This is a genomic window from Streptomyces sp. A5-4, assembly GCF_051131715.1.
Lineage (GTDB): Bacteria > Actinomycetota > Actinomycetes > Streptomycetales > Streptomycetaceae > Streptomyces.
This window is the reverse complement of sequence record NZ_CP178591.1, coordinates 4,040,907-4,059,774: the sequence shown is the minus strand read 5'-3', so window position 1 is coordinate 4,059,774 and position 18,868 is coordinate 4,040,907. Positions and strand designations below refer to the sequence as shown.

Annotated in this window: 15 protein-coding genes; 7 read left to right on the top strand and 8 right to left on the bottom strand. The window is 71.4% G+C overall.

The genetic code is table 11. The features are described from left to right. Positions 1-5: 5 nt before the first annotated feature. Positions 6-1,637 carry a protein kinase domain-containing protein gene (locus ACLLJJ_RS18665; RefSeq protein WP_434592744.1) on the bottom strand — a complete coding sequence of 544 codons (1,632 nt, stop codon included), beginning with the start codon at positions 1,635-1,637 and terminating at the stop codon, positions 6-8. Between the two features lie 347 nt (positions 1,638-1,984). On the opposite strand from ACLLJJ_RS18665, the gene ACLLJJ_RS18660 reads away from it, so the two are divergent. The 6 genes from ACLLJJ_RS18660 (at position 1,985) to ACLLJJ_RS18635 (ending at position 9,801) form a co-directional block, all read left to right on the top strand. Then, positions 1,985-3,721: a protein kinase domain-containing protein gene (locus ACLLJJ_RS18660; RefSeq protein ID WP_434592742.1), complete on the top strand. Its 1,737-nt coding sequence runs from the start codon at positions 1,985-1,987 to the stop codon at positions 3,719-3,721. Between the two features lie 197 nt (positions 3,722-3,918). Further along, positions 3,919-4,638 (top strand): hypothetical protein, encoded by a 720-nt coding sequence (locus ACLLJJ_RS18655; protein ID WP_434592739.1) that lies wholly within the window; start codon positions 3,919-3,921, stop codon positions 4,636-4,638. A gap of 83 nt (positions 4,639-4,721) precedes the next feature. Next, positions 4,722-5,390 (top strand): PadR family transcriptional regulator, encoded by a 669-nt coding sequence (locus ACLLJJ_RS18650; RefSeq protein WP_434592737.1) that lies wholly within the window; start codon positions 4,722-4,724, stop codon positions 5,388-5,390. Between the two features lie 177 nt (positions 5,391-5,567). Then, positions 5,568-6,326 (top strand): ABC transporter ATP-binding protein, encoded by a 759-nt coding sequence (locus ACLLJJ_RS18645; RefSeq protein WP_434592734.1) that lies wholly within the window; start codon positions 5,568-5,570, stop codon positions 6,324-6,326. Then, a complete protein-coding gene (locus ACLLJJ_RS18640; RefSeq protein ID WP_434592731.1) occupies positions 6,323-9,154 on the top strand; it encodes an FtsX-like permease family protein in 2,832 nt (943 codons plus the stop codon). The genes ACLLJJ_RS18645 and ACLLJJ_RS18640 overlap by 4 nt, the downstream gene beginning before the upstream one ends. Before the next feature lie 107 nt (positions 9,155-9,261). After that, complete coding sequence (locus ACLLJJ_RS18635; protein WP_434592728.1) at positions 9,262-9,801, top strand: bacterial proteasome activator family protein; 540 nt, start codon at positions 9,262-9,264, stop codon at positions 9,799-9,801. A 100-nt stretch (positions 9,802-9,901) separates the two neighbouring features. On the opposite strand, the gene ACLLJJ_RS18630 is transcribed toward ACLLJJ_RS18635, so the two are convergent. From ACLLJJ_RS18630 to pdhA, 7 genes are all read right to left on the bottom strand, one after another. Beyond that, positions 9,902-10,885, bottom strand: a complete 984-nt coding sequence (locus tag ACLLJJ_RS18630) for an NAD(P)H-quinone oxidoreductase (protein ID WP_434592725.1) — start codon at positions 10,883-10,885, stop codon at positions 9,902-9,904. 146 nt (positions 10,886-11,031) lie between these two features. Continuing rightward, complete coding sequence (locus ACLLJJ_RS18625; RefSeq protein ID WP_434600456.1) at positions 11,032-12,099, bottom strand: potassium channel family protein; 1,068 nt, start codon at positions 12,097-12,099, stop codon at positions 11,032-11,034. Between the two features lie 20 nt (positions 12,100-12,119). Continuing rightward, positions 12,120-13,565, bottom strand: coding sequence for a molybdopterin molybdotransferase MoeA (locus ACLLJJ_RS18620; RefSeq protein WP_434592722.1), 1,446 nt, complete (start codon positions 13,563-13,565; stop codon positions 12,120-12,122). Continuing rightward, positions 13,562-14,461, bottom strand: a complete 900-nt coding sequence (locus ACLLJJ_RS18615) for an NTP transferase domain-containing protein (protein ID WP_434592720.1) — start codon at positions 14,459-14,461, stop codon at positions 13,562-13,564. The genes ACLLJJ_RS18620 and ACLLJJ_RS18615 overlap by 4 nt, the downstream gene beginning before the upstream one ends. 169 nt (positions 14,462-14,630) lie before the next feature. Next, complete coding sequence (locus ACLLJJ_RS18610; RefSeq protein ID WP_434592717.1) at positions 14,631-16,025, bottom strand: dihydrolipoamide acetyltransferase family protein; 1,395 nt, start codon at positions 16,023-16,025, stop codon at positions 14,631-14,633. After that, positions 16,025-17,044, bottom strand: a complete 1,020-nt coding sequence (locus tag ACLLJJ_RS18605; protein ID WP_434592714.1) for an alpha-ketoacid dehydrogenase subunit beta — start codon at positions 17,042-17,044, stop codon at positions 16,025-16,027. The genes ACLLJJ_RS18610 and ACLLJJ_RS18605 overlap by 1 nt, the downstream gene beginning before the upstream one ends. Beyond that, positions 17,041-18,174 (bottom strand): pyruvate dehydrogenase (acetyl-transferring) E1 component subunit alpha, encoded by a 1,134-nt coding sequence (gene pdhA, locus ACLLJJ_RS18600; RefSeq protein WP_434600455.1) that lies wholly within the window; start codon positions 18,172-18,174, stop codon positions 17,041-17,043. Before pdhA ends, ACLLJJ_RS18605 begins: the two co-directional genes overlap by 4 nt. 188 nt (positions 18,175-18,362) lie before the next feature. Between pdhA and ACLLJJ_RS18595 the strand changes: the two genes are divergently transcribed. Continuing rightward, positions 18,363-18,863, top strand: a complete 501-nt coding sequence (locus tag ACLLJJ_RS18595) for an Lrp/AsnC family transcriptional regulator (protein WP_434592711.1) — start codon at positions 18,363-18,365, stop codon at positions 18,861-18,863. Positions 18,864-18,868 lie beyond the last annotated feature (5 nt).

Below are 18,868 nucleotides of genomic sequence, written 5' to 3'. Positions count from 1 at the left end.
CGGGGTCAGCCGCCGGTGGCACCCTCGACCGTGCCGGGGTCGCCGGCCGTGCCCTCCGTGGTGCCCTCGTTGGTGTTGCCCTCGGCCGTGCCGGGGTCACCGTTGGCACCTTCGTTGGTGTTGCCCTCCGTGGTGCCCTCGTTGGTGTTGCCCTCGTTCGTATTGCCCTCGGTGGTGCCCTCGGTGGTGCCCGGGTCGCTCGGCGGCGGGGACGACGGGGTGTTGCTGGGCGTCTCCGACGGGGTGAGGCTGGGCTTGTCCGACGGCGTGTACGGCGGCTTGTAGGTCGGATCCTGCTGGTTGCCGCCGGTGGACGTGGAGTTGCCGGTGTCCGCCGAGGTCTCCTCGTCCGGTGACGGCGAGGTCTCCTTCTCCGACTCGGAGGGGGTGCTGGAGACCGAGGGCGTCTCCTTGGGCTTCTTCGTCCCGGGGCTCCCCACCTGATCCACCGCGTACGCGATCCCCGCCGCGATGGCGATGATCGCGAGCACCGCGAAGATCCACACCTTGCCCTTGCCGCTCTTGCGTCCACGCCCGCCGCGTCCGCCGTCGTACGCCCCGTCGTCCGGGTTCATCGGCGGCAGCATCGCGCCGCCGCCCGCACGAAGCTGCGAGGTGTCGCCGTGGTTCGGGTGACCGAGCGCGGTCGTCGCGTACGAGCCGCCGGCCGGGGTGGAGCCGCCCTCGTGCATCGCGACGGGGCCGGTGTTCCAGGTACCGGTGTGGCTGCCCTGCTCCTGGAGCATCGACAGGCCGTACTGGATGAGCCCGCGCATCTCCTCCGCGCTCTGGAACCGGTCGTCCGGATCCTTGGCGAGGGAGCGCATGACGAGCCCGTCGAGCTCGGGCGGCGCCACGTCCGAGATCTCGGACGGCGGCACGGGGATGTCCTGGACGTGCTGGTAGACCACCGAGAGCGGCGTCTCACCGGTGAACGGGGGCCGCTGGGCGAGGAGTTCGTACAGCAGGCAGCCCGTCGCGTACAGGTCGCTGCGGTGGTCGACGGCCTTGCCCAGCGCCTGCTCGGGCGAGAGGTACTGGGGGGTGCCCATGACCATACCGGTCTGCGTCATCGTGGCCTGCGCGCCGTGCAGGGCGCGGGCGATGCCGAAGTCCATGACCTTGACCGCGCCGCTGTCCGTGATGATCACGTTCGCGGGCTTGATGTCGCGGTGCACGATGCCGTGCTGGTGGCTGTACGCGAGGGCTTCGAGCACCCCGGAGACGATGATCAACGCCTGCTCGGGGCCCGGCGGCTCCGCGTGCATCAGCAGCTCGCGGATCGTGCGGCCCTCGACGAGCTCCATCACGATATAGGGGACAACGCTCGGACCGACCTGGTCCTCGCCGGAGTCGTACACGGCGACGACCGCATGGTGATTGAGGCCGGCGACCGACTGCGCCTCACGGGTGAACCGCGCCTTGGACACCGGGTCCTCGGCCAGGTCGGAGCGCAGCAGCTTCACGGCGACGGTACGGCCGAGCCGTACGTCCTCGGCTGCGAACACCTCGGCCATGCCGCCTCGGCCGAGGCGGTGCGTCATCCGGTAGCGGCCGTCTCCGACCAGCCCGTGGTTGCCCCACGCTTCCGGCGCATCCGACACTCCGCCGCCGCTTCCCTCGGATTCGGGTGCCATCAGTCCTCGCCGTCGTTTCTGTCCGCGTCCGCGGTGATCGTCTTGATGCTCCGCACGGTCCGCACGGTCCTCAGGGTCCTCAGGGTCTGCACTGGTCCTCAGGGTGCTCCGCGACGTCACGCTACAGGCTCCGCGCGGCGCTCAGTTTCGAGATGGCGAGCCATCAAACCTGTTGTCGCTGTACCCAAGCAAATTCCATGCCTGTCCTGTAACGCTTCCGAGACGCTTCTTGCGCGTACGGTCACGGAACGGGCACCTCGCTTGACGTGTCAGTGCCCTCGGGCAGACTTGGCCCGTAGATAACAGATCACCGCGGGGTTGCCGCGCGCCGAGGGGGAAGCACAGTCATGAGCCAGGACGGCGGACAGGGCCGCTACGCGGGCGGCTCGGTCGCGGGCGGGCGTTACCAGCTGCGCGACCTGCTCGGAGAAGGCGGCATGGCGTCGGTGTACCTCGCGTACGACTCCGCGCTGGACCGACAGGTCGCCATCAAGACCCTGCACAGCGAGCTGGGACGCGAGCAGTCGTTCCGTGAGCGCTTCCGGCGCGAGGCGCAGGCTGTGGCCAAGCTCTCCCACCCCAACATCGTCTCGGTCTTCGACACCGGCGAGGACACGCTGACCGAGGCCGGCGCCACCGAGGGCTCCGGCGCGGTCATGCCGTACATCGTCATGGAGTACGTCGAGGGGCAGCCGCTCGGCTCCGTCCTCCAGTCGGACATCACCCAGTACGGCGCGATGCCCGCCGACAAGGCCCTGAAGATCACGGCGGATGTGCTGGCCGCGCTGGAGACCAGCCACGAGATGGGCCTGGTCCACCGGGACATCAAGCCGGGCAACGTCATGATGAACAAGCGCAACGTCGTGAAGGTCATGGACTTCGGCATCGCGCGTGCCATGCAGTCCGGGGTCACGTCGATGACGCAGACCGGCATGGTCGTCGGCACCCCGCAGTACCTGTCGCCCGAGCAGGCCCTGGGCCGCGGGGTCGACGCGCGCAGCGACCTCTACTCGGTCGGCATCATGCTCTTCCAGCTGATCACCGGACGGCTGCCGTTCGACGCGGACTCCCCGCTGGCCATCGCGTACGCGCATGTCCAGGAGGAGCCGGTGGCCCCTTCGACGATCAACAGGTCCATCACGCCCGCGATCGACGCCCTCGTCGCACGGGCACTCAAGAAGAACCCGAACGAGCGTTTCCCGAGCGCCGCGGCGATGCGCGACGAGTGCGCCCGCGTCTCCGGCGCGGGCCAGACCGGCGCCGCGCCCGTCATCATCGGCGGCAGCGGCCCGGCGACCAGCGGCTCGGGTGTCGGGGCCGCGGTCTTCCCGCCGGTCGACCAGAGCGGCGGCTTCCCGCAGCCGGGCAGCGTCCAAACGCCGTACCAGCCGCAGACGCCCAGCCCGTACGGTCCGCCCACCCCCGCGCCCACTCCGGGATACGGCTACCCGAGCCAGGCCCCCCAGCACACACCCGCGCCTTCGCCGTACGCGACGCACGGCCTGCAGCAGGGCGGCCTTCAGCAGGGCGGGCAGGCACCGTCCCCGTACACCATGTCGCCCTCGATGCAGCCGAATTCGGGCGGTCAGGGCGACGGCAGTCACGGCGGTGGCGGTGGCGGTGGCCGGAACATGCCGGTGATCGTCGGATCGGTCGTGGTGGCGCTGCTGGCCATCGGCGGCCTGATCACGGCGCTCGCGCTCAACGGGAACGACGACAAGGACCCCGAGGTCAGCGCCGACCCGAGCCAGAGTGCGACCGTGGGCGCGGGCGGGGACGTCCAGCCGGGCCACCGGCCGCCGGACCGCGACAGGACCATGAAGACCACCGAGTGCTCCCCCGGCACGGAGTCCTCCACGGACGCGGCACAGGTGGAGCTGCCGAGCTTTGTCTACAAGGACCTCCGCTCGGTGAAGCTGTGCCTCCAGGCGGCGGGCTGGAAGATCAAGGAACTGAAGGTCGACGACCCCACCTGGGGTGAGGACATCGTGGTCAGCCAGTACCCCAAGGAAGACACGAGCGTGGATCCGAAGAGCCTCACGGTCGAGCTGGAGATCTCCACGGGGAATCCGCCGCAGAGCTGACCCCGCCCGGTCGACGCTCTTCCCACCCCTCTCCCTCGCTGTCTCCCTGACCCTCCCGTCGCTCTTCCGTGCCCCTTTCGTGTGGCCCGGGGTGCCGGAAATGTGCGGGCATGTGACGCTGAGTCTGATATTTCGTCCAGTGCGGCTATCAGCTGGCTCAGCGGTCCGGTGCATTCCGGTACGGGAGGCGACGTCCCATGGCTCCGAGGCTCCGCCCACGGCGCGTGGCGGTCCGGCCGGCGGTGCTGGGGGCCCTGCTGGCGGCGCTGCTGCTGCCGGTGAGCGGCGCGTACGCCGATGAGCGCGCTCCCGGAGCCTCTGCCGAGCCCCGGTCCCGGCCGAGCGCCACTGCCGCCGCGCGGGACCGGTCGGCGGCCCCCGCGTCGCCTTCCCCCGACGGCCTGGCGGGCCGGACGGCCGGCGAGGGGCGCCCCCGGCCGGGGCGGACGCCGGCCGTGACCCCTAGCGCGAGTGCGGCGGCGATCCCGAGCGGCAGCGCGAGCGCGCGGGGGGAATCCAGCACAGGACCCTCCGAATCCGCTTCCGGTTCTGCTTCCGGCTCTGCTTCCGGCTCTGCTTCCGGCTCTGCTTCCGCCGCGAAATCAGCCTCGGCCTCTCCGTCCCCCTCCTCGTCAGCTTCTCCGTCTGTTTCCTCGTCCGCGACCCGCTCGCCCAGCGCCTCCTCCGTCGTCCCTGAGTCGTACGTTCCCGATCCCCCTCGCGAGGCCGACGAGGAGGCGGAGCAGGAGCCGGCCGGCAGCCCCTCCCGCACGCCGGCGGCAGCCGCGCGCAAGGCTTCGGAGCAGGCCGTCGAGCAGCCCGCCGCACTGGGCATCCATGTGCTGCCGCTGGGCGCGGGGGTCGCGCTGGTGGGCCTCGGGGTGGGGTTCCTCGGGCTGCGACTGCGGCGCACCTGACCTCTCGTCCCCCTCAGGACCTACCCACGAGGTCCGCCGGAAGAAGGTTGCCACGGACGGCATACTCGGTATACATACTGAGTATGTCGATCCGCCACGGGCTACTGGCCCTCCTTGAGCAAGGCCCTCGTTACGGCTCCCAACTCCGTACCGAGTTCGAGTCCCGCACCGGCGCGACCTGGCCGCTCAACGTCGGGCAGGTCTATACGACCCTCAGCCGCCTGGAGCGCGACGGCATGGTCGCCCAGGGCGGCGAGGACGGTGCCGGCCATCCGCTGTACGCCATCACGGACGTGGGCCGCGGCGAGCTGAAGAGTTGGTTCGAGCGGCCCGTGGACCGCGCCAGCCCGCCGCGCAACGAGCTCGCCATCAAGCTCGCCATGGCCGTCGGCGCACCCGGGGTCGACATCCGGGCCGTCATCCAGGCACAGCGCCACGCGACGCTCCAGGCGATGCAGGACTACACCCGCCTCAAGGCGCAGGCGCTCGTCGCCGTCGAGAGCGGTGACGTCGACCGGGAGCGCGACGACGTCGCCTGGCTGCTCGTACTGGAACAGCTGATCTTCCAGACCGAGGCCGAGGCGCGCTGGCTCGACCACTCCGAGTCCCGGCTCGCCCGGCTCTCCGCGACGGCCGCGCTGAGGGCCAGGAACGCCCCGGCCGCACCGGACACACCGGACGCGGCGGGCCCGCAGGAGCCGACGGGCCAGGCCGGACCGGCCCCGAACACGGCCCGCGGCACCCGCCGCTAGAGGCGTCGTACGACGCCTCCCCGGACCACGCGTCACGCACCACGCCACCACGCACCACGGCGCCCCGCATGACGCACCACCGGCACCACGCATGACGCTGACGCATGACGCACCACGCGTCTCACATACCAGTCGTCCTTGCAGTCCTTCCTATCCGTCCCCAGGGGGAACTTCTCCATGCTCGACCAACCTCAGCAGTCACAGCAGGCACAGCAGCCTGTGCTGCAACTCCAGCAGCTGAGCCGCGTCCACGGCAGCGGCGCCACCGAGGTACACGCCCTGCGCGGCGTCGACCTCTCCGTCTTCCCCGGTGAACTCGTCGCCGTCATGGGCCCGTCGGGATCGGGCAAGTCCACCCTGCTCACCATCGCGGGCGGGTTGGACAACCCCACCTCCGGGAAGGTCCTGGTCGAAGGCACGGACATCACGGCCGTCAGCCGCAAGGAGCTCGCCGCCCTGCGCCGCCGCAGCATCGGCTACGTCTTCCAGGACTACAACCTCATCCCGGCCCTCACCGCCGCCGAGAACGTCGCCCTGCCCCGCGAGCTGGACGGCATATCCGCCCGCAAGGCCCGGCTGGCCGCCGTCGCCGCACTGGAGGAGATGGGCCTGGGCGAGCTCGCCGACCGCTTCCCCGACGAGATGTCCGGCGGCCAGCAGCAGCGCGTCGCCATCGCCCGCGCCCTGGTGGGTGACCGCCGTCTCGTCCTCGCCGACGAGCCGACCGGCGCCCTGGACTCCGAGACGGGCGAGTCCGTACTCGCCCTGCTGCGGGCCCGCTGCGACGCCGGCGCGGCCGGTGTCCTCGTCACCCACGAGCCGCGCTTCGCGGCCTGGGCGGACCGGGTCGTCTTCCTGCGCGACGGGTCCGTCGTCGACGAGACCCTGCGCAGCCAGGCCGACTCACTGCTCTCCGGGCAGGCGGCCGCACAGTGAACCGCTCGTACCACGCCTGGCGGGCCGCGGTCCGTATCGCCCGCCGCGACGCCTGGCGCTACAAGGGACGCAGCACCCTCGTCCTCGCCATGATCGCTCTGCCCATCCTCGGGGTGAGCGCCGCCGACCTGACGCTGCGCAGCGCCGAACTGTCCACCGAGCAGAAGATGGAGCGTGTCCTCGGCGCGGCCGACGCCCGGCTGGAGGACCCGCGATTGGGCGGAGTGCCCATGCACCAGGCACCGGACGGCCGCAACCCCACCCCGGTGGGCAACTTCGACGAAAAGCCCTGGCCCGAGGGTCCCGGCGACCTCAAGGGGGCGATACCGGCCGGCGCCAAGACACTCAAGGACACCTCCGGCAGCGCCAAACTCCGCACCGAGCACGGCCTGTTGAGCACCGACATCCATGAGCTGGTCGCAACCGACCCGCTGGCCGACGGCCTCATGACCCTCAACAGCGGCCGGTTCCCCGACAAGGCCGGTGAGATCGCCGCGACCAGCCACTTCCTGGAGTCCAGCGGGCTCGACATCGGCTCCACGCTCACCGCGCGCGGGCTGGACACCGAATTCCGGATCGTCGGTGAGTACGAGCTCCCCAACGAGTTGAAGACCGACGAGATCACCGCCCTTCCCGGCACGTTCCTGGCCCCGCTCGACAAGGCGCTCAAGGCGGACGACCTGCCCGGCACCGGGGCAACCAGCAGCTACCTGGTCGCGCTCGGCGGCGACGGTTTCACGTGGAACATGGTCAAGAAGACCAACACCCGGGGAATCACGGTCACTTCGCGGGCCGTCTCCCTCAACCCGCCCCCGGACTCCGAGGTCCCGCTCTACCAGCAAGAGGAGTGGAGCGACTACGAGGAGAGCAACGCCTCCAAGGCCGCGGCGATCGCCGTGGTCGGCACCGTCGTCGGACTGGCCATGCTGGAGATCTGCCTGCTGGCAGGGCCCGCGTTCGCGGTCGGCGCCCGGCGCTCCAGCCGACAGCTCGGCCTGGTCGGCGCAAACGGCGGCGACCGCCGCCACATCCGCGCCATCGTGCTGTCCGGCGGCCTGGTCATCGGCGCCGCCGCCGCCGTGGTCGGCACCGCGCTCGGCCTGCTCCTCACCTTCGCGCTGCGGCCGGTGCTGGAGGGTTACATGGGCCAGCGCTTCGGCAGCTTCGACATCCGCCCGCTGGAACTGCTCGGCATCGGCCTGCTCGCCGTCGTCACCGGGCTGCTCGCCGCGATCGTCCCGGCCATCACCTCCTCCCGGCAGACCGTGCTGGCCGCCCTCACCGGCCGCCGGGGCGTACGCCGCTCCAGCCGCGTCCTGCCGATCGTCGGCCTGTCCGCGACGGGCCTGGGTATCGCCATCACCCTCTATGGCGCCACCTCCACCGACAGCGTTGTCGTCGTCGCGGGCGGCAGCGCACTCGCCGAGCTCGGCATCGTCGCGCTCACCCCGGCCCTGGTCGGCCTGTTCGGCAAGATCGGCGGCCGGCTGCCCCTGTCACCCCGGCTCGCCCTGCGCGACGCCGTGCGCAACCGGGGCCGTACGGCCCCCGCCGTGGCCGCGGTGCTCGCCGCCGTGGCGGGCACGGTCGCCGTCGCGACGTACGCCGCCAGTGACGAGGTACAGCAGCGCGCCGCCTACCAGGCCCAGCTGCCGGCCGGCGCGATCACCTTCCAGAACATGGAGGCCGGTGGCCGCGACGTCCCGGCCATCCGCAACGCCGTGCAGAAGAACTACTCCATCGACGTACGCGCCGATGTGGACCGGATCGTCGTCGGCAAGCCCAGCTGTGAGGCCTACAGCACCGAGAAGGGCTGCGGGCGCCACGAGTTGGTCGTGCCCAAGGCCAACGTCTGCGCCCTGCACACGGACGACTCGGACAAACTCTCACCGGCCCAGCGCCGCAAGCTGAGCCAGGACTGGCGCTGCAAGGAGAGCGAGCACTACTCCGAGCAGGAAGTGGTCGTCGCCAACGAGAAGCTCCTCTCCGCACTCGCCGTCAACGACCCGGCGTCCGTCAGCGCGCTCAAGAGCGGCAAGGCCGTCGCCTTCGACCACCGCAATGTCGACAAGGGGAAGATCGGCATCAAGCTGATCACCGACTCCGCGAAGGCCGAGCAGCTCATCGAGCAGCGCAAGGAGGTACCCGGCAAGGTCGCGTCGTTCCCCGTGCACCAGGCCGCCAAGTCCGCGGAGTCGTACGGCATCAAAGTCGTCCTGCCGCCGTCGACCGCGAAGACCGCCGGGCTCGCCACCGTCCCGTTCGGTGCGTACTTCTCGTCGGACAAGCTGCCGAACAGCACCCAGCAGCAGAAGCTGAACGCGGCGCTCGACCAGCTGGGCACCGACAGCGCCGTGTACGTCGAAAAGGGCTACACCGGCGACAACAGCATCATCCTGCTGTCCCTGACCATCTTCGCCGGACTGGTCACCATCGGTGCGGCCGGTATCGCCACGGGCCTCGCCCAGACCGATGCCGAGCCCGACCTGAAGACGCTCGCCGCGGTCGGCGCACCCCCGCGGGTACGCAAGACGCTGAGCGGATTCCAGTGCGGGGTGGTCGCCGCGATGGGCGTGATCCTCGGCTCGGCGGCGGGCGTACTGCCCGCGATCGGGTTGCGGCTGACCGAGGAACGCCAGGAGCTGAAGTGGTACGAGGAAGCCATGGACCAGGGCTACGGCTACCTGAGCGACGCGCCGAACGTCCCCATCGTCATCCCGTGGGCGACCCTCGCGGCGCTGCTGATCCTCGTCCCGGTGGGCGCCGCACTCCTCGCGGCACTCGTCACCCGCTCCCGTACCGCCGTGTCGCGGCGCGCGGAGGCGTGAGCGCGGGCTGAGCCGCACGGTCGTTTCCCGTGCCCCCGTACAGGGTGGATCACCTCTGTACGGGGGCACACCGTGTTCAGACGCAGGTGTGCGAGAGAATGGGCAGCATGGAGATGCCGAGGAGTGAACGGTCGCAGGAGAGCCCCCAGGTCCTTGTCGTGGGACAGGACGGAATGGCTCTCGGCGGCGGCGGTGACGAGTCGCGCGAGGTCCCAGTGACAGAGATGGTCGAACAGCCCGCGAAAGTCATGCGCATCGGCAGCATGATCAAGCAGCTTCTGGAGGAAGTCCGAGCAGCTCCCCTTGACGAGGCGAGCCGAGTACGGCTCAAGAACATTCATGCCAGCTCGGTGAAGGAGCTGGAGGACGGTCTGGCACCGGAGCTCGTCGAGGAGCTGGAGCGGCTGTCGCTGCCCTTCACCGACGAGGCCATTCCCTCCGAGGCGGAACTGCGTATCGCGCAGGCACAGTTGGTGGGCTGGCTCGAAGGTCTCTTCCATGGCATCCAGACCGCGCTGTTCGCCCAGCAGATGGCTGCGCGGGCCCAGTTGGAGCAGATGCGGCGCGCCCTGCCGCCGGGTTCGAGCCACGAGGACGACGACCAGGACGACAACCACGGCCCGGTCCGCTCCGGCCCGTATCTGTAGCCGTCGCCACGAGAGCCATCACTACGAGCGCACAGACGTGAGGCCCGGTCCGCTATCCGCGGACCGGGCCTCACGTCGTCGCGGCTGCGCGACTACCTGCCTACGCGCCCGAGGTCAGCAGGATCTTGCCGATGTGGTCGCCCGTGTCCAGCGCACGATGGGCCTGCGCGGCGTCGGACAGCGGCAGCACCTGGTCCACGACGGGACGCACCCGGCCCGCACCGATCAGCGGCCACACATGCTCGCGCACGGCTGCGACGATCGCGGCCTTCTCACCCAGCGGCCGGCCGCGCAACGAGGTCGCCGTGATGGCCGCCCGCTTCTTCAACAACGTACTGAGGTTCAGCTCGCCCTTCAGCCCGCCCTGCAGGCCGATGATCGCGAGGCGGCCGTTGACGGCGAGCGCCTTCACGTTCCGGTCCAGGTACTTCGCGCCGATGATGTCGAGAATGACGTCCGCGCCGGCCCCGTCCGTGGCCTTGCGGAGCTCCTGGACGAAGTCCTGCTCGCGATAGTCGATGAGAATGTCGGCGCCCAGCTCGGCGCAGCGGGCCAGCTTGTCCGGACCGCCCGCGGTGACCGCGACCCGCGCACCGACCGCCTTGGCGAGCTGGATCGCCATCGTGCCGATGCCGCTCGCGCCGCCGTGCACCAGCAGCGTCTCGCCGGGCCGCAGGTGGGCGATCATGAAGACATTCGACCAGACCGTCGAGGTGACCTCGGGAAGGGCCGCCGCCGTGACGAGGTCCAAGCCCTCCGGTACGGGCAACAGCTGCCCCGCCGGTACCGCGACCTTCTGGGCGTATCCGCCGCCGCTCAGCAGGGCGCACACCTCGTCACCGACGGACCAGCCCGAGACGCCGGGCCCCAGCGCCGCGATCCGGCCCGAGCATTCGAGGCCGGGGTACGGGGAAGAGCCGGGTGGCGGATCGTAGAAGCCCTGGCGCTGCAGCAGGTCGGCTCGGTTGACGGCGCTCGCCGCGACCTCGACGAGGACCTCTCCCTCGCCGGGAACGGGGTCGGGGACCTCGGCCCATACAAGTGCCTCGGGGCCACCGGGTTCAGGAATCGTGATCGCATACATGGCCGCGAGGCTACTCCGCGCTCCTGTGGAGCACCTCCCGAACAGCCCGCCGTACGCCCTGGGAGCACGGCGCCGGGCGGCCCCGCCGTCCCGGGCCGCCGTCACTCGTAGCCCCGGGCCGCCGTCATCCGTACGTCGGGCGGGCCTCAGCCGAACGTCGACCGCGCGGGCGTGCCCTCGTTCTCGGGCGAGGCACGCACGATGGCGATCAGCCGGTCCGTGAGCTGGAGCGGGCTGGCCGCCGGGTCGTCGTAACCGAGCAGTCGGTGCCCGCGCAACACGCTGACCACCAGGTCGTCGGTCTCCCGCACACTGCGTCCCACCTCGGCCTTTATCACCGGCCGCTCGATGAGGTCGAGGCCGGATCCCTGCTGGATCAGGTCCTCCATCACGGTGCCGGCGGTGGGGCTGAGCACGGACAGGCCGAGCAGCCGGCCGGCCGCGCTGGCGCTGGTGATCACGGCGTCGGCGCCGGACAGGCGCAGCAGCGGTGCGTTCTCCTCCTCACGGACCGCGGCGACGATCTTCGCGCCCCGGTTGAGCTGGCGCGCGGTGAGCGTGACGAGCACCGCCGTGTCGTCGCGCTGAGTGGCGATGACGATCTGGCGGGCCTTCTGCAACTCGGCGCGCAGCAGCACATCACTGCGGGTCGCGTCACCCAGGACACCCACGAAGCCCTCGGCGTTGGCCGCCTCGATGACCTTCGCGCTCGGGTCGACGACGACGATCTGTTCCTTCTTCAGCCCCGTTGCGGCGAGGGTCTGCATCGCAGAACGGCCCTTTGTACCAAAGCCGACGATGACGGTGTGTTCTCGCAACTGAGCCCTCCAGCGGTTCAGCCGCCACTCCTCCCGGGTCCGTTCGGTGAGGACCTCAAGAGTGGTGCCGACCAGGATGATCAGAAAAAGCACCCGCAGCGGCGTCACCAGCAGCACGTTTATGAGCCTGGCGGTGTCGCTGTACGGGACGATGTCGCCGTAACCCGTCGTGGAGAGGGTCACGGTGGCGTAGTAGACGGAGTCAAGGAAGTCGACGCTGCCGTCGGAGTTGTCGTGGTAGCCGGAGTTGTCGGCGTAGACGATGAACACCGTCGACGCCAGGACGAGCATCGCCATCACCAGCCGCTTGCCGACCTGGCGCAGAGGCCGGTCGACGATACGGCGCGGAAGCCGGATTCGGCTGGTGACGAGATGCTCGTCGGCGTGCCTGGCCATCGCATCGTGGCCGGGAAGTTTCACGTGAAACGTCCTTCTGTCCAGGGCAGGTCGAGGATTTCCAGCTCCTGGTCGGCCTGAGCACCGCCGGGCGGGACAACGGCGAGACCGTCTGCGGCGGCGATGCCGCGGAGCATGGCCGGGCCGTTGTAGTGCAACGGTACGGCCTGCTCCCGCCCCTGCTCCTGGCCCCCTCCCCGGCCGGCGGCACGGCCGGCGTCCGCATCTGTGCCGCTGCCCGAACGGCCGCCCCCGCGGCTGTCCGTGCGGCTGTCCGTGCGGTGGACGACCGGCACGAGGCGGGTGTCGTGCGGGTGGCCGCTCACGGCGTCCCGCACGGGAGAGCAGTACGGCTCCAGCGAAGGCAGCCGGGCACGGGCGCGCAGCAGCGGCTCGGCCAGGGTGAGCAGCCCCGACACGGCCGCGAGCGGGTTTCCTGGCAGCCCCACCAGGTACCGGTCCTGGGTGAGTCTGGCCAGCAGCATCGGGTGGCCGGGCCGCACCGCGACACCGTCGACCAGCAGCTCGGCTCCCGCCTTGCGCAGGATCGGATGAACGTGGTCGACGGGGCCCGCGGCCGTACCGCCCGTGGTGATGACGAGGTCGGCGTCGGAGGTGGTGACGGCCCGGTGCAGCGCGTCGGCGTCGTCGCCCAGTCGGCGGGTGGCCGTCACCTCGGCGCCGAGCGCGCGCAGCCAGGGGTCGAGCAGGGGACCGAGGGCGTCGCGGACCATGCCGTCGTGGGGGAGCCCCGAGGTCAGCAACTCGTCGCCGAGGATGAGTACTTCGACGCGGGGGCGGGGCACGGTGAGCAGTGCGTCGAAGCCGGCGGCGGCGGCGAGACCGAGCACAGCGGGGGTCACCAGGCTTCCGGCGGGCAGCAGCCGGTCGCCGGTGCGGCACTCCTGGCCGCGCGGCCGGATGTCCTGCCCCTGGAGCACCGCGCGCAGTGCGTACAGCAGCCCCTTCCCGCTTCCCTTCGCCTCCTCCGCGCGGGCGTGTTCGCTGCGGATCACGGCGGTGGCGTCGGGTGGGATGCGGGCGCCGGTGGCGATCCGTACGGCCTCGCCGTCGGCGAGCGGTTCGGGCGCGGCGTGGCCCGCGAGGATCCCGCCGCCCTCTTTGACCAACCACGGACCCGGCCCCGCGACCGCCCACCCGTCCATGGCGGAGGTGTCGAAGGACGGCAGGTCGGTGAGGGCGTCGAGGGGCTCGGCGAGGACCTGGCCGAGCGCCTGCCCCAGCGGGACCCGGTGCGTGCGGGGGGCCGCGGCACGGCCCGCCCGTGCGGCGGCGGCGCGCGCCTCGGCCCAGGGGGTGGCCCCGGTACGGGACTTGGGTGCGGGCACAGTGGCGTGCTCCGGGACGGGGGCCGGGGCCCGGCTGACGAGCGCGAGCGCCTCGTCGACCTCCCGGTCCCGGTCGGTCTCCCGGTCCTGACCGGTCCGGCCTGGCTGCCCGGTCACCCTTCCCCGTCTTCTTCCTTGGCCTTGTCCTGCTTGGCCGCGGCTTCCTTGGCCTTGTCCTCCTCGGCCTCCCGCGCCCAACGCAGCGCGAGTGCGGTGGCCTTGCGGGTCGCCTCCGCGACGGCCTCGGGGCCGCCGTCGCCCGCCTTGGCCGCCGCGTAACCGACCAGGAAGGTGGTGAGCGGCGCCGCGGGCCTGGCAACGCCGTGCGCGGCATCGCGTGCGAGGTCGAGTAGGGCGGAGGTGTCGACATCGAGTTCGATGCCGAGTTCGTCCTTGACTGCGGTGATCCATTCGTCCAGCACGTGTCCATGCTCCCTGATCCTGGCCCGAGCCGCCGCGATGTCGTCCCAGGTGTCGCAGTCGAAAGAGTCGAAGGGCCCGGCGGCGACACGGACCGCGTCGAGTTGATGGGTGAGCAGCCGCAGCGGCAGCCCGGACAGGCTCCCGCGCTCGGTGGCGAGAAGCGCGAGCTCGCGGCGCAGCGGCTCGGCGCGATAGGCGGCCACGAGCGGCTGGTCACGGCCGTCGGCGTCGACGAGGAGGGCCGCTTCCCCACCGCTCTCGTCGAGGGCGTCCAGCAGTCGTCGTACCGTTCCGTCGCCGATGAACGGCAGATCGGCGGAGAGTACGAGCAGGCTCTCCGCCGTGGTTCGCCGCACGCCGGCGTCCAGCGCGGCCAGCGGCCCGCCCCCGGGGGGCTTCTCCTGCGTCCACTCGACGGGCCGCACGGTGCCGCGGCGTCCACCGACGACCACGGTCACTCCGGCGTCGCCGCAGACGCCGAGCACCCGGTCGATGAGGGTCCGCCCGCCGACGCGCACGCCCGGCTTGTCCGCCCCACCCAGCCGCTTCGCGGCGCCTCCGGCCAGCACGATGGCGTCATACGCGGTCATCCCACGAGTATGAGGTCACCCCGGTGATCTGCTCCCTCGCGGCCCCTGCCCCATCAGCACCAATGTGCGCGGGGGCCGCGTAAGGATCCGGTGCGCGAAAGAGTCTGGGGTGGGCCCGCCGCCAGGCAGACCCACCCCGTAACAGCTCCGGCTCGGGAGCGTGCGGGCGCTACAGCGCGCGCAGCAGCGTCGCCGGCTGCTCGACGCAGTCGGCCACGTACCGCAGGAACCCGCCCGCCGTGCCCCCGTCGCAGACCCGGTGATCGAAGGTCAGCGACAACTGGACGACCTTGCGCACCGCGAGCTCGCCCTCATGGACCCACGGCTTCGGGACGATGCGGCCCACTCCGAGCATCGCCGCCTCCGGGTGATTGATGATCGGAGTGGAGCCGTCGACACCGAACACGCCGTAGTTGTTCAGCGTGAAAGTGCCGCCGGTCAGGTCCGCCGGGGTGAGCTTCCCTTCCCGCGCGGCCCCGGTCAGCCGGGCCAGCTCGGTGCTCAGCGCGTCCACGGAACGGGTGTGCGCGTCCCGTACGACGGGGACCACCAGGCCCCGCTCCGTCTGTGCGGCGAATCCCAGGTGCACGCCGGGAAGGCGCACGATCTCGCGGTTCGCCATGTCCACCGTGGAGTTGAGCTCCGGGAAGCGGGCCAGCGCCGCCGTGCAGATCCGGGCGAGGAGCGCGAGGACCGGGACCGGGGGTCCCGCCGAGCGGTTCATGGCCGCGCGTGCGGCCATCAGCTCGGTGGCGTCCGCGTCCACCCAGCAGGTGGCGTCCGGGATCTCGCGCCGACTGCGCGACAGCTTGTCCGCGACGGCGCCGCGCACCCCCCGCAGCGGGACGCGCTCCCCGGCGGCCGAGGAAGCCGCGGCCACCGGCTCCGGCGCCCGCACGGGCACCGAAGCCGCGTCCCGCACCGCCTGCTCGACGTCGGACCGCAGGATCAGCCCATCGGGGCCCGACCCCGTCAGCTCCCGCAGATCAAGACCGTTCTCCCGGGCCAGGCGCCGCACCAGCGGCGAGATCACCGGCACCGGCCCGGCCGCACGCACCGGCGATTCCGCCGCCGGACCGACCTCCACGACCGGCTCCGCGACGAGACTCGCAGCTGCCGCCCCTGTACCGGCCACGGCAGCCGGACCCGAAGGCCCCGCGCCCGGCGCACCCGGCCGGATCCGCCGTCGCCGCGCGACCGCGGCCCCCGTGCCGTACCCCACGAGCACGTTCCCCGAGGTCTCCTCGGCCGAATCGGAAGCCGCGCCCGAGGCCGCGCCTCCGGCGCCCGAGACGGCGGGCGCCTCGTGGGCGGAGGCCGCCCCGACCGCGACCGTCAGCAGCGGCGACCCCACCGGCAGCTCCGTGCCCTCCTCACCGAAGCGGGCCGTGACCACGCCCCCGTAGGGACACGGCACCTCCACCATCGCCTTGGCCGTCTCCACCTCGACCACCGGCTGGTCGATGGCGACGACATCGCCCACCTCCACCAGCCAGCGCACGATCTCCGCCTCGGTGAGCCCCTCACCGAGGTCCGGCAGCTTGAACTCCAGCACCTGGGGCATCAGCTCCCCGCCTCCCACTGCAGCCGCGCGACCGCGTCAAGTACCCGGTCCACACCCGGCAGATGGTGCCGCTCCAGCATCGGCGGCGGATACGGGATGTCGAAACCGGCCACCCGCAGCACCGGCGCCTCCAGATGGTGGAAGCACCGCTCGGTGATCCGTGCGGCTATCTCCCCGCCTGGCCCGCCGAAGCCGGTCGACTCATGGACGACGACCGCACGCCCGGTGCGGCGCACCGACGCGGCCACCGTCTCGTCGTCGAAGGGCACGAGCGAGCGCAGATCGACGACTTCGAGGTCCCAGCCCTCGGCCTGCGCCGCTTCCGCCGCCTCCATGCACACCGGCAGGGAGGGCCCGTAGGTGATGAGCGTCGCGCTGCGTCCCGGGCGCCGGACGACCGCCCGGCCGATCGGCTCGACCGCGGCCGGCGCGTCCGGCGACCAGTCGGCCTTCGACCAGTAGAGCCGCTTGGGCTCCAGGAAGACCACGGGATCGTCCGAGGCGATCGCGGCCCGCAGCAGCCCGTACGCGTCCTCGACAGTCGCCGGCATCACCACGTGGAGCCCCGGAGTCGCCATGTAGTACGCCTCGGAGGAGTCGCTGTGGTGCTCGACACCGCCGATTCCGCCGCCGTACGGCACCCGGATCACCATCGGCATCGGCAGCGCCCCGCGGGTGCGGTTGCGCATCCGCGAGACATGGCTGATGAGCTGCTCGAACGCCGGATAGGCGAACGCGTCGAACTGCATCTCGACGACCGGCCGCAGCCCGTACATCGCCATGCCGACGGCCGCGCCCAGAATCCCCGCCTCGGCGAGCGGCGTGTCCGTGCAGCGGTCCTCGCCGAACTCCTTGACCAGCCCGTCCGTGACCCTGAAGACCCCGCCCAGCGCGCCGACGTCCTCGCCCATCACATGGACGGTCGGGTCCTCGGCCATCGCGTCGCGCAGCGCGCGCCCGAGGGCCTGCGCCATCGAGGCGGGCTTCTTGGCGACCGGCGCCTTCGCTGCCGTGGTCATCTTTCGCCCTCCGCGTCCAGCTCGGCCCGCAACTGGGCCTCCTGCTCCTTGAGCTGCGGCGTCCTGTCCGCGTAAACGTGCGCGAAGAGGTCGGTCGGGTCGAGCACCGGCTCCGCGTTCATCCGCTCGCGCAGGTCCGCGGCCATCGTCTCGGCGGCCTCGCGCGCCTCGCGTATGCCGTCCTCGTCCAGGATGCCGCGCCGGGTCAGCTCCAGCTCCAGGAGCTGGACGGGGTCGTGCGCCCGCCATGCCTCGACCTCCGCGTCACCCCGGTAGCGGGTCGCGTCGTCGGCGTTGGTGTGGGCCTCGATGCGGTACGTCACGGCCTCGACCAGGGTCGGGCCACCGCCCCGCCGGGCCCGGTCCATCGCCTCGGCGAGCACCTCGTGCACGGCCGCCGCGTCATTGCCGTCGACCAGCCGGCCGGGCATCCCGTACCCGACGGCCTTGTGGGCCAAGGAGGGCGCCGCGGTCTGCTTAGCAAGCGGGACGGAGATCGCGAAGCCGTTGTTCTGCACGAAAAAGACAACCGGCGCCTTCCACACCGCCGCGAAATTCAGCGCCTCGTGGAAGTCGCCCTCGCTGGTGCCGCCGTCGCCGACCAGGGCGAGCGCCACCACGTCGTCGCCCTTGAGCCGCGCGGCGTGCGCGAGGCCCACCGCGTGCGGCAGCTGGGTCGCCAGCGGCGTACAGAGGGGGGCGATGCGGTACTCACGCGGGTCGTACCCGGTGTGCCAGTCGCCGCGCAGCAGCGTGAGCGCCTGCACGGGGTCGAGCCCGCGCGCCACGGCGGCGAGGGTGTCGCGGTAGCTCGGGAAGAGCCAGTCGCGCTCCTGGAGCACCAGCGCGGCCGCCACCTGGCAGGCCTCCTGCCCGGTGCTGGAAGGGTAGACGGCGAGACGGCCCTGCTTGGTGAGGGCCGTGGCCTGCGCGTTGTACCTGCGGCCCCGGACCAGCTCCGCGTACAGCCTGCGCATCAGGGACGCGTCGAGCCGGTCCGCCGCATCGGTGCCGAGCACGCGATGGGGCGCGGTGTCGGGAAGCAGCGGTGCGGGGTCGGTGCGGGGCTTCCAGGACGGGGGAGGGGCCGGCAGGTAGGCCGGGGCACCGGGCAGCTCCTGAACCGTCATCGTGCTCTTCTTCATCGCATGCACCTCCTCATGGGAGTGGTCAGAGGGGCGCAGGTTTGTGGTGCGCCTCCCTACCGATTGTTCGGTCGATGACGCATTTTGGCTACAGGCACCTTCAGCCTGTGGACAAACGGTTCTCCACAGCCTGGGATGGGGACTGGTTGTCCATGACAGAGAGGTGGGGACACATGACAGCTGAACAAATGGCCGACGCGGGCCAGGACCCGCCCGCCAGGCCGCTGGACGCCATCGACCGCGCCATCCTGGGGATGCTGCAGACCGACGGGCGTGCGTCGATACGTTCCGTCGCCGAGCACGTCCATGTGTCGCGCGCCAACGCCTACGCGCGCATCAACCGGCTCATCGACGACGGCGTGATCCGTGGCTTCAGCGCCCGGGTGAACCACGAGAGGGCGGGGCAGGGCGCCTCGGCGTACATCACGCTCAAGATCGTGCAGAACTCCTGGCGCACGGTCCGCGAGCAGCTCCAGGGGCTGCCGGGCGCCGCGCACATCGCCCTGGTCAGCGGGGATTTCGACGTACTGCTGCTGGTGCACACCGCGGACAACAGGGCCCTGCGCGAGCTCGTACTGACGAAGATCCAGGCCATACCGGAGGTGCTCAGCACGCGCACTCTGCTGGTGTTCGAGGAGACGGGTCTCGACCCGCAGCTGCCCCCGGAGTCCTAGGCGGC

Excerpts from the sequence above, each read along its gene's own strand:
- ACLLJJ_RS18665 (WP_434592744.1), bottom strand. The coding sequence starts at position 1,637 with ATGGCACCCGAATCCGAGGGAAGCGGCGGCGGAGTGTCGGATGCGCCG.
- ACLLJJ_RS18595 (WP_434592711.1), top strand. The coding sequence starts at position 18,363 with ATGACAGCTGAACAAATGGCCGACGCGGGCCAGGACCCGCCCGCCAGG.
- ACLLJJ_RS18645 (WP_434592734.1), top strand. The coding sequence starts at position 5,568 with ATGCTCGACCAACCTCAGCAGTCACAGCAGGCACAGCAGCCTGTGCTG.
- ACLLJJ_RS18625 (WP_434600456.1), bottom strand. The coding sequence starts at position 12,099 with ATGGCCAGGCACGCCGACGAGCATCTCGTCACCAGCCGAATCCGGCTT.
- ACLLJJ_RS18660 (WP_434592742.1), top strand. The coding sequence starts at position 1,985 with ATGAGCCAGGACGGCGGACAGGGCCGCTACGCGGGCGGCTCGGTCGCG.
- ACLLJJ_RS18630 (WP_434592725.1), bottom strand. The coding sequence starts at position 10,885 with ATGTATGCGATCACGATTCCTGAACCCGGTGGCCCCGAGGCACTTGTA.
- pdhA (WP_434600455.1), bottom strand. The coding sequence starts at position 18,174 with ATGACGGTTCAGGAGCTGCCCGGTGCCCCGGCCTACCTGCCGGCCCCT.
- ACLLJJ_RS18650 (WP_434592737.1), top strand. The coding sequence starts at position 4,722 with ATGTCGATCCGCCACGGGCTACTGGCCCTCCTTGAGCAAGGCCCTCGT.
- ACLLJJ_RS18635 (WP_434592728.1), top strand. The coding sequence starts at position 9,262 with ATGGAGATGCCGAGGAGTGAACGGTCGCAGGAGAGCCCCCAGGTCCTT.
- ACLLJJ_RS18615 (WP_434592720.1), bottom strand. The coding sequence starts at position 14,461 with ATGACCGCGTATGACGCCATCGTGCTGGCCGGAGGCGCCGCGAAGCGG.
- ACLLJJ_RS18655 (WP_434592739.1), top strand. The coding sequence starts at position 3,919 with ATGGCTCCGAGGCTCCGCCCACGGCGCGTGGCGGTCCGGCCGGCGGTG.
- ACLLJJ_RS18605 (WP_434592714.1), bottom strand. The coding sequence starts at position 17,044 with ATGACCACGGCAGCGAAGGCGCCGGTCGCCAAGAAGCCCGCCTCGATG.
- ACLLJJ_RS18610 (WP_434592717.1), bottom strand. The coding sequence starts at position 16,025 with ATGCCCCAGGTGCTGGAGTTCAAGCTGCCGGACCTCGGTGAGGGGCTC.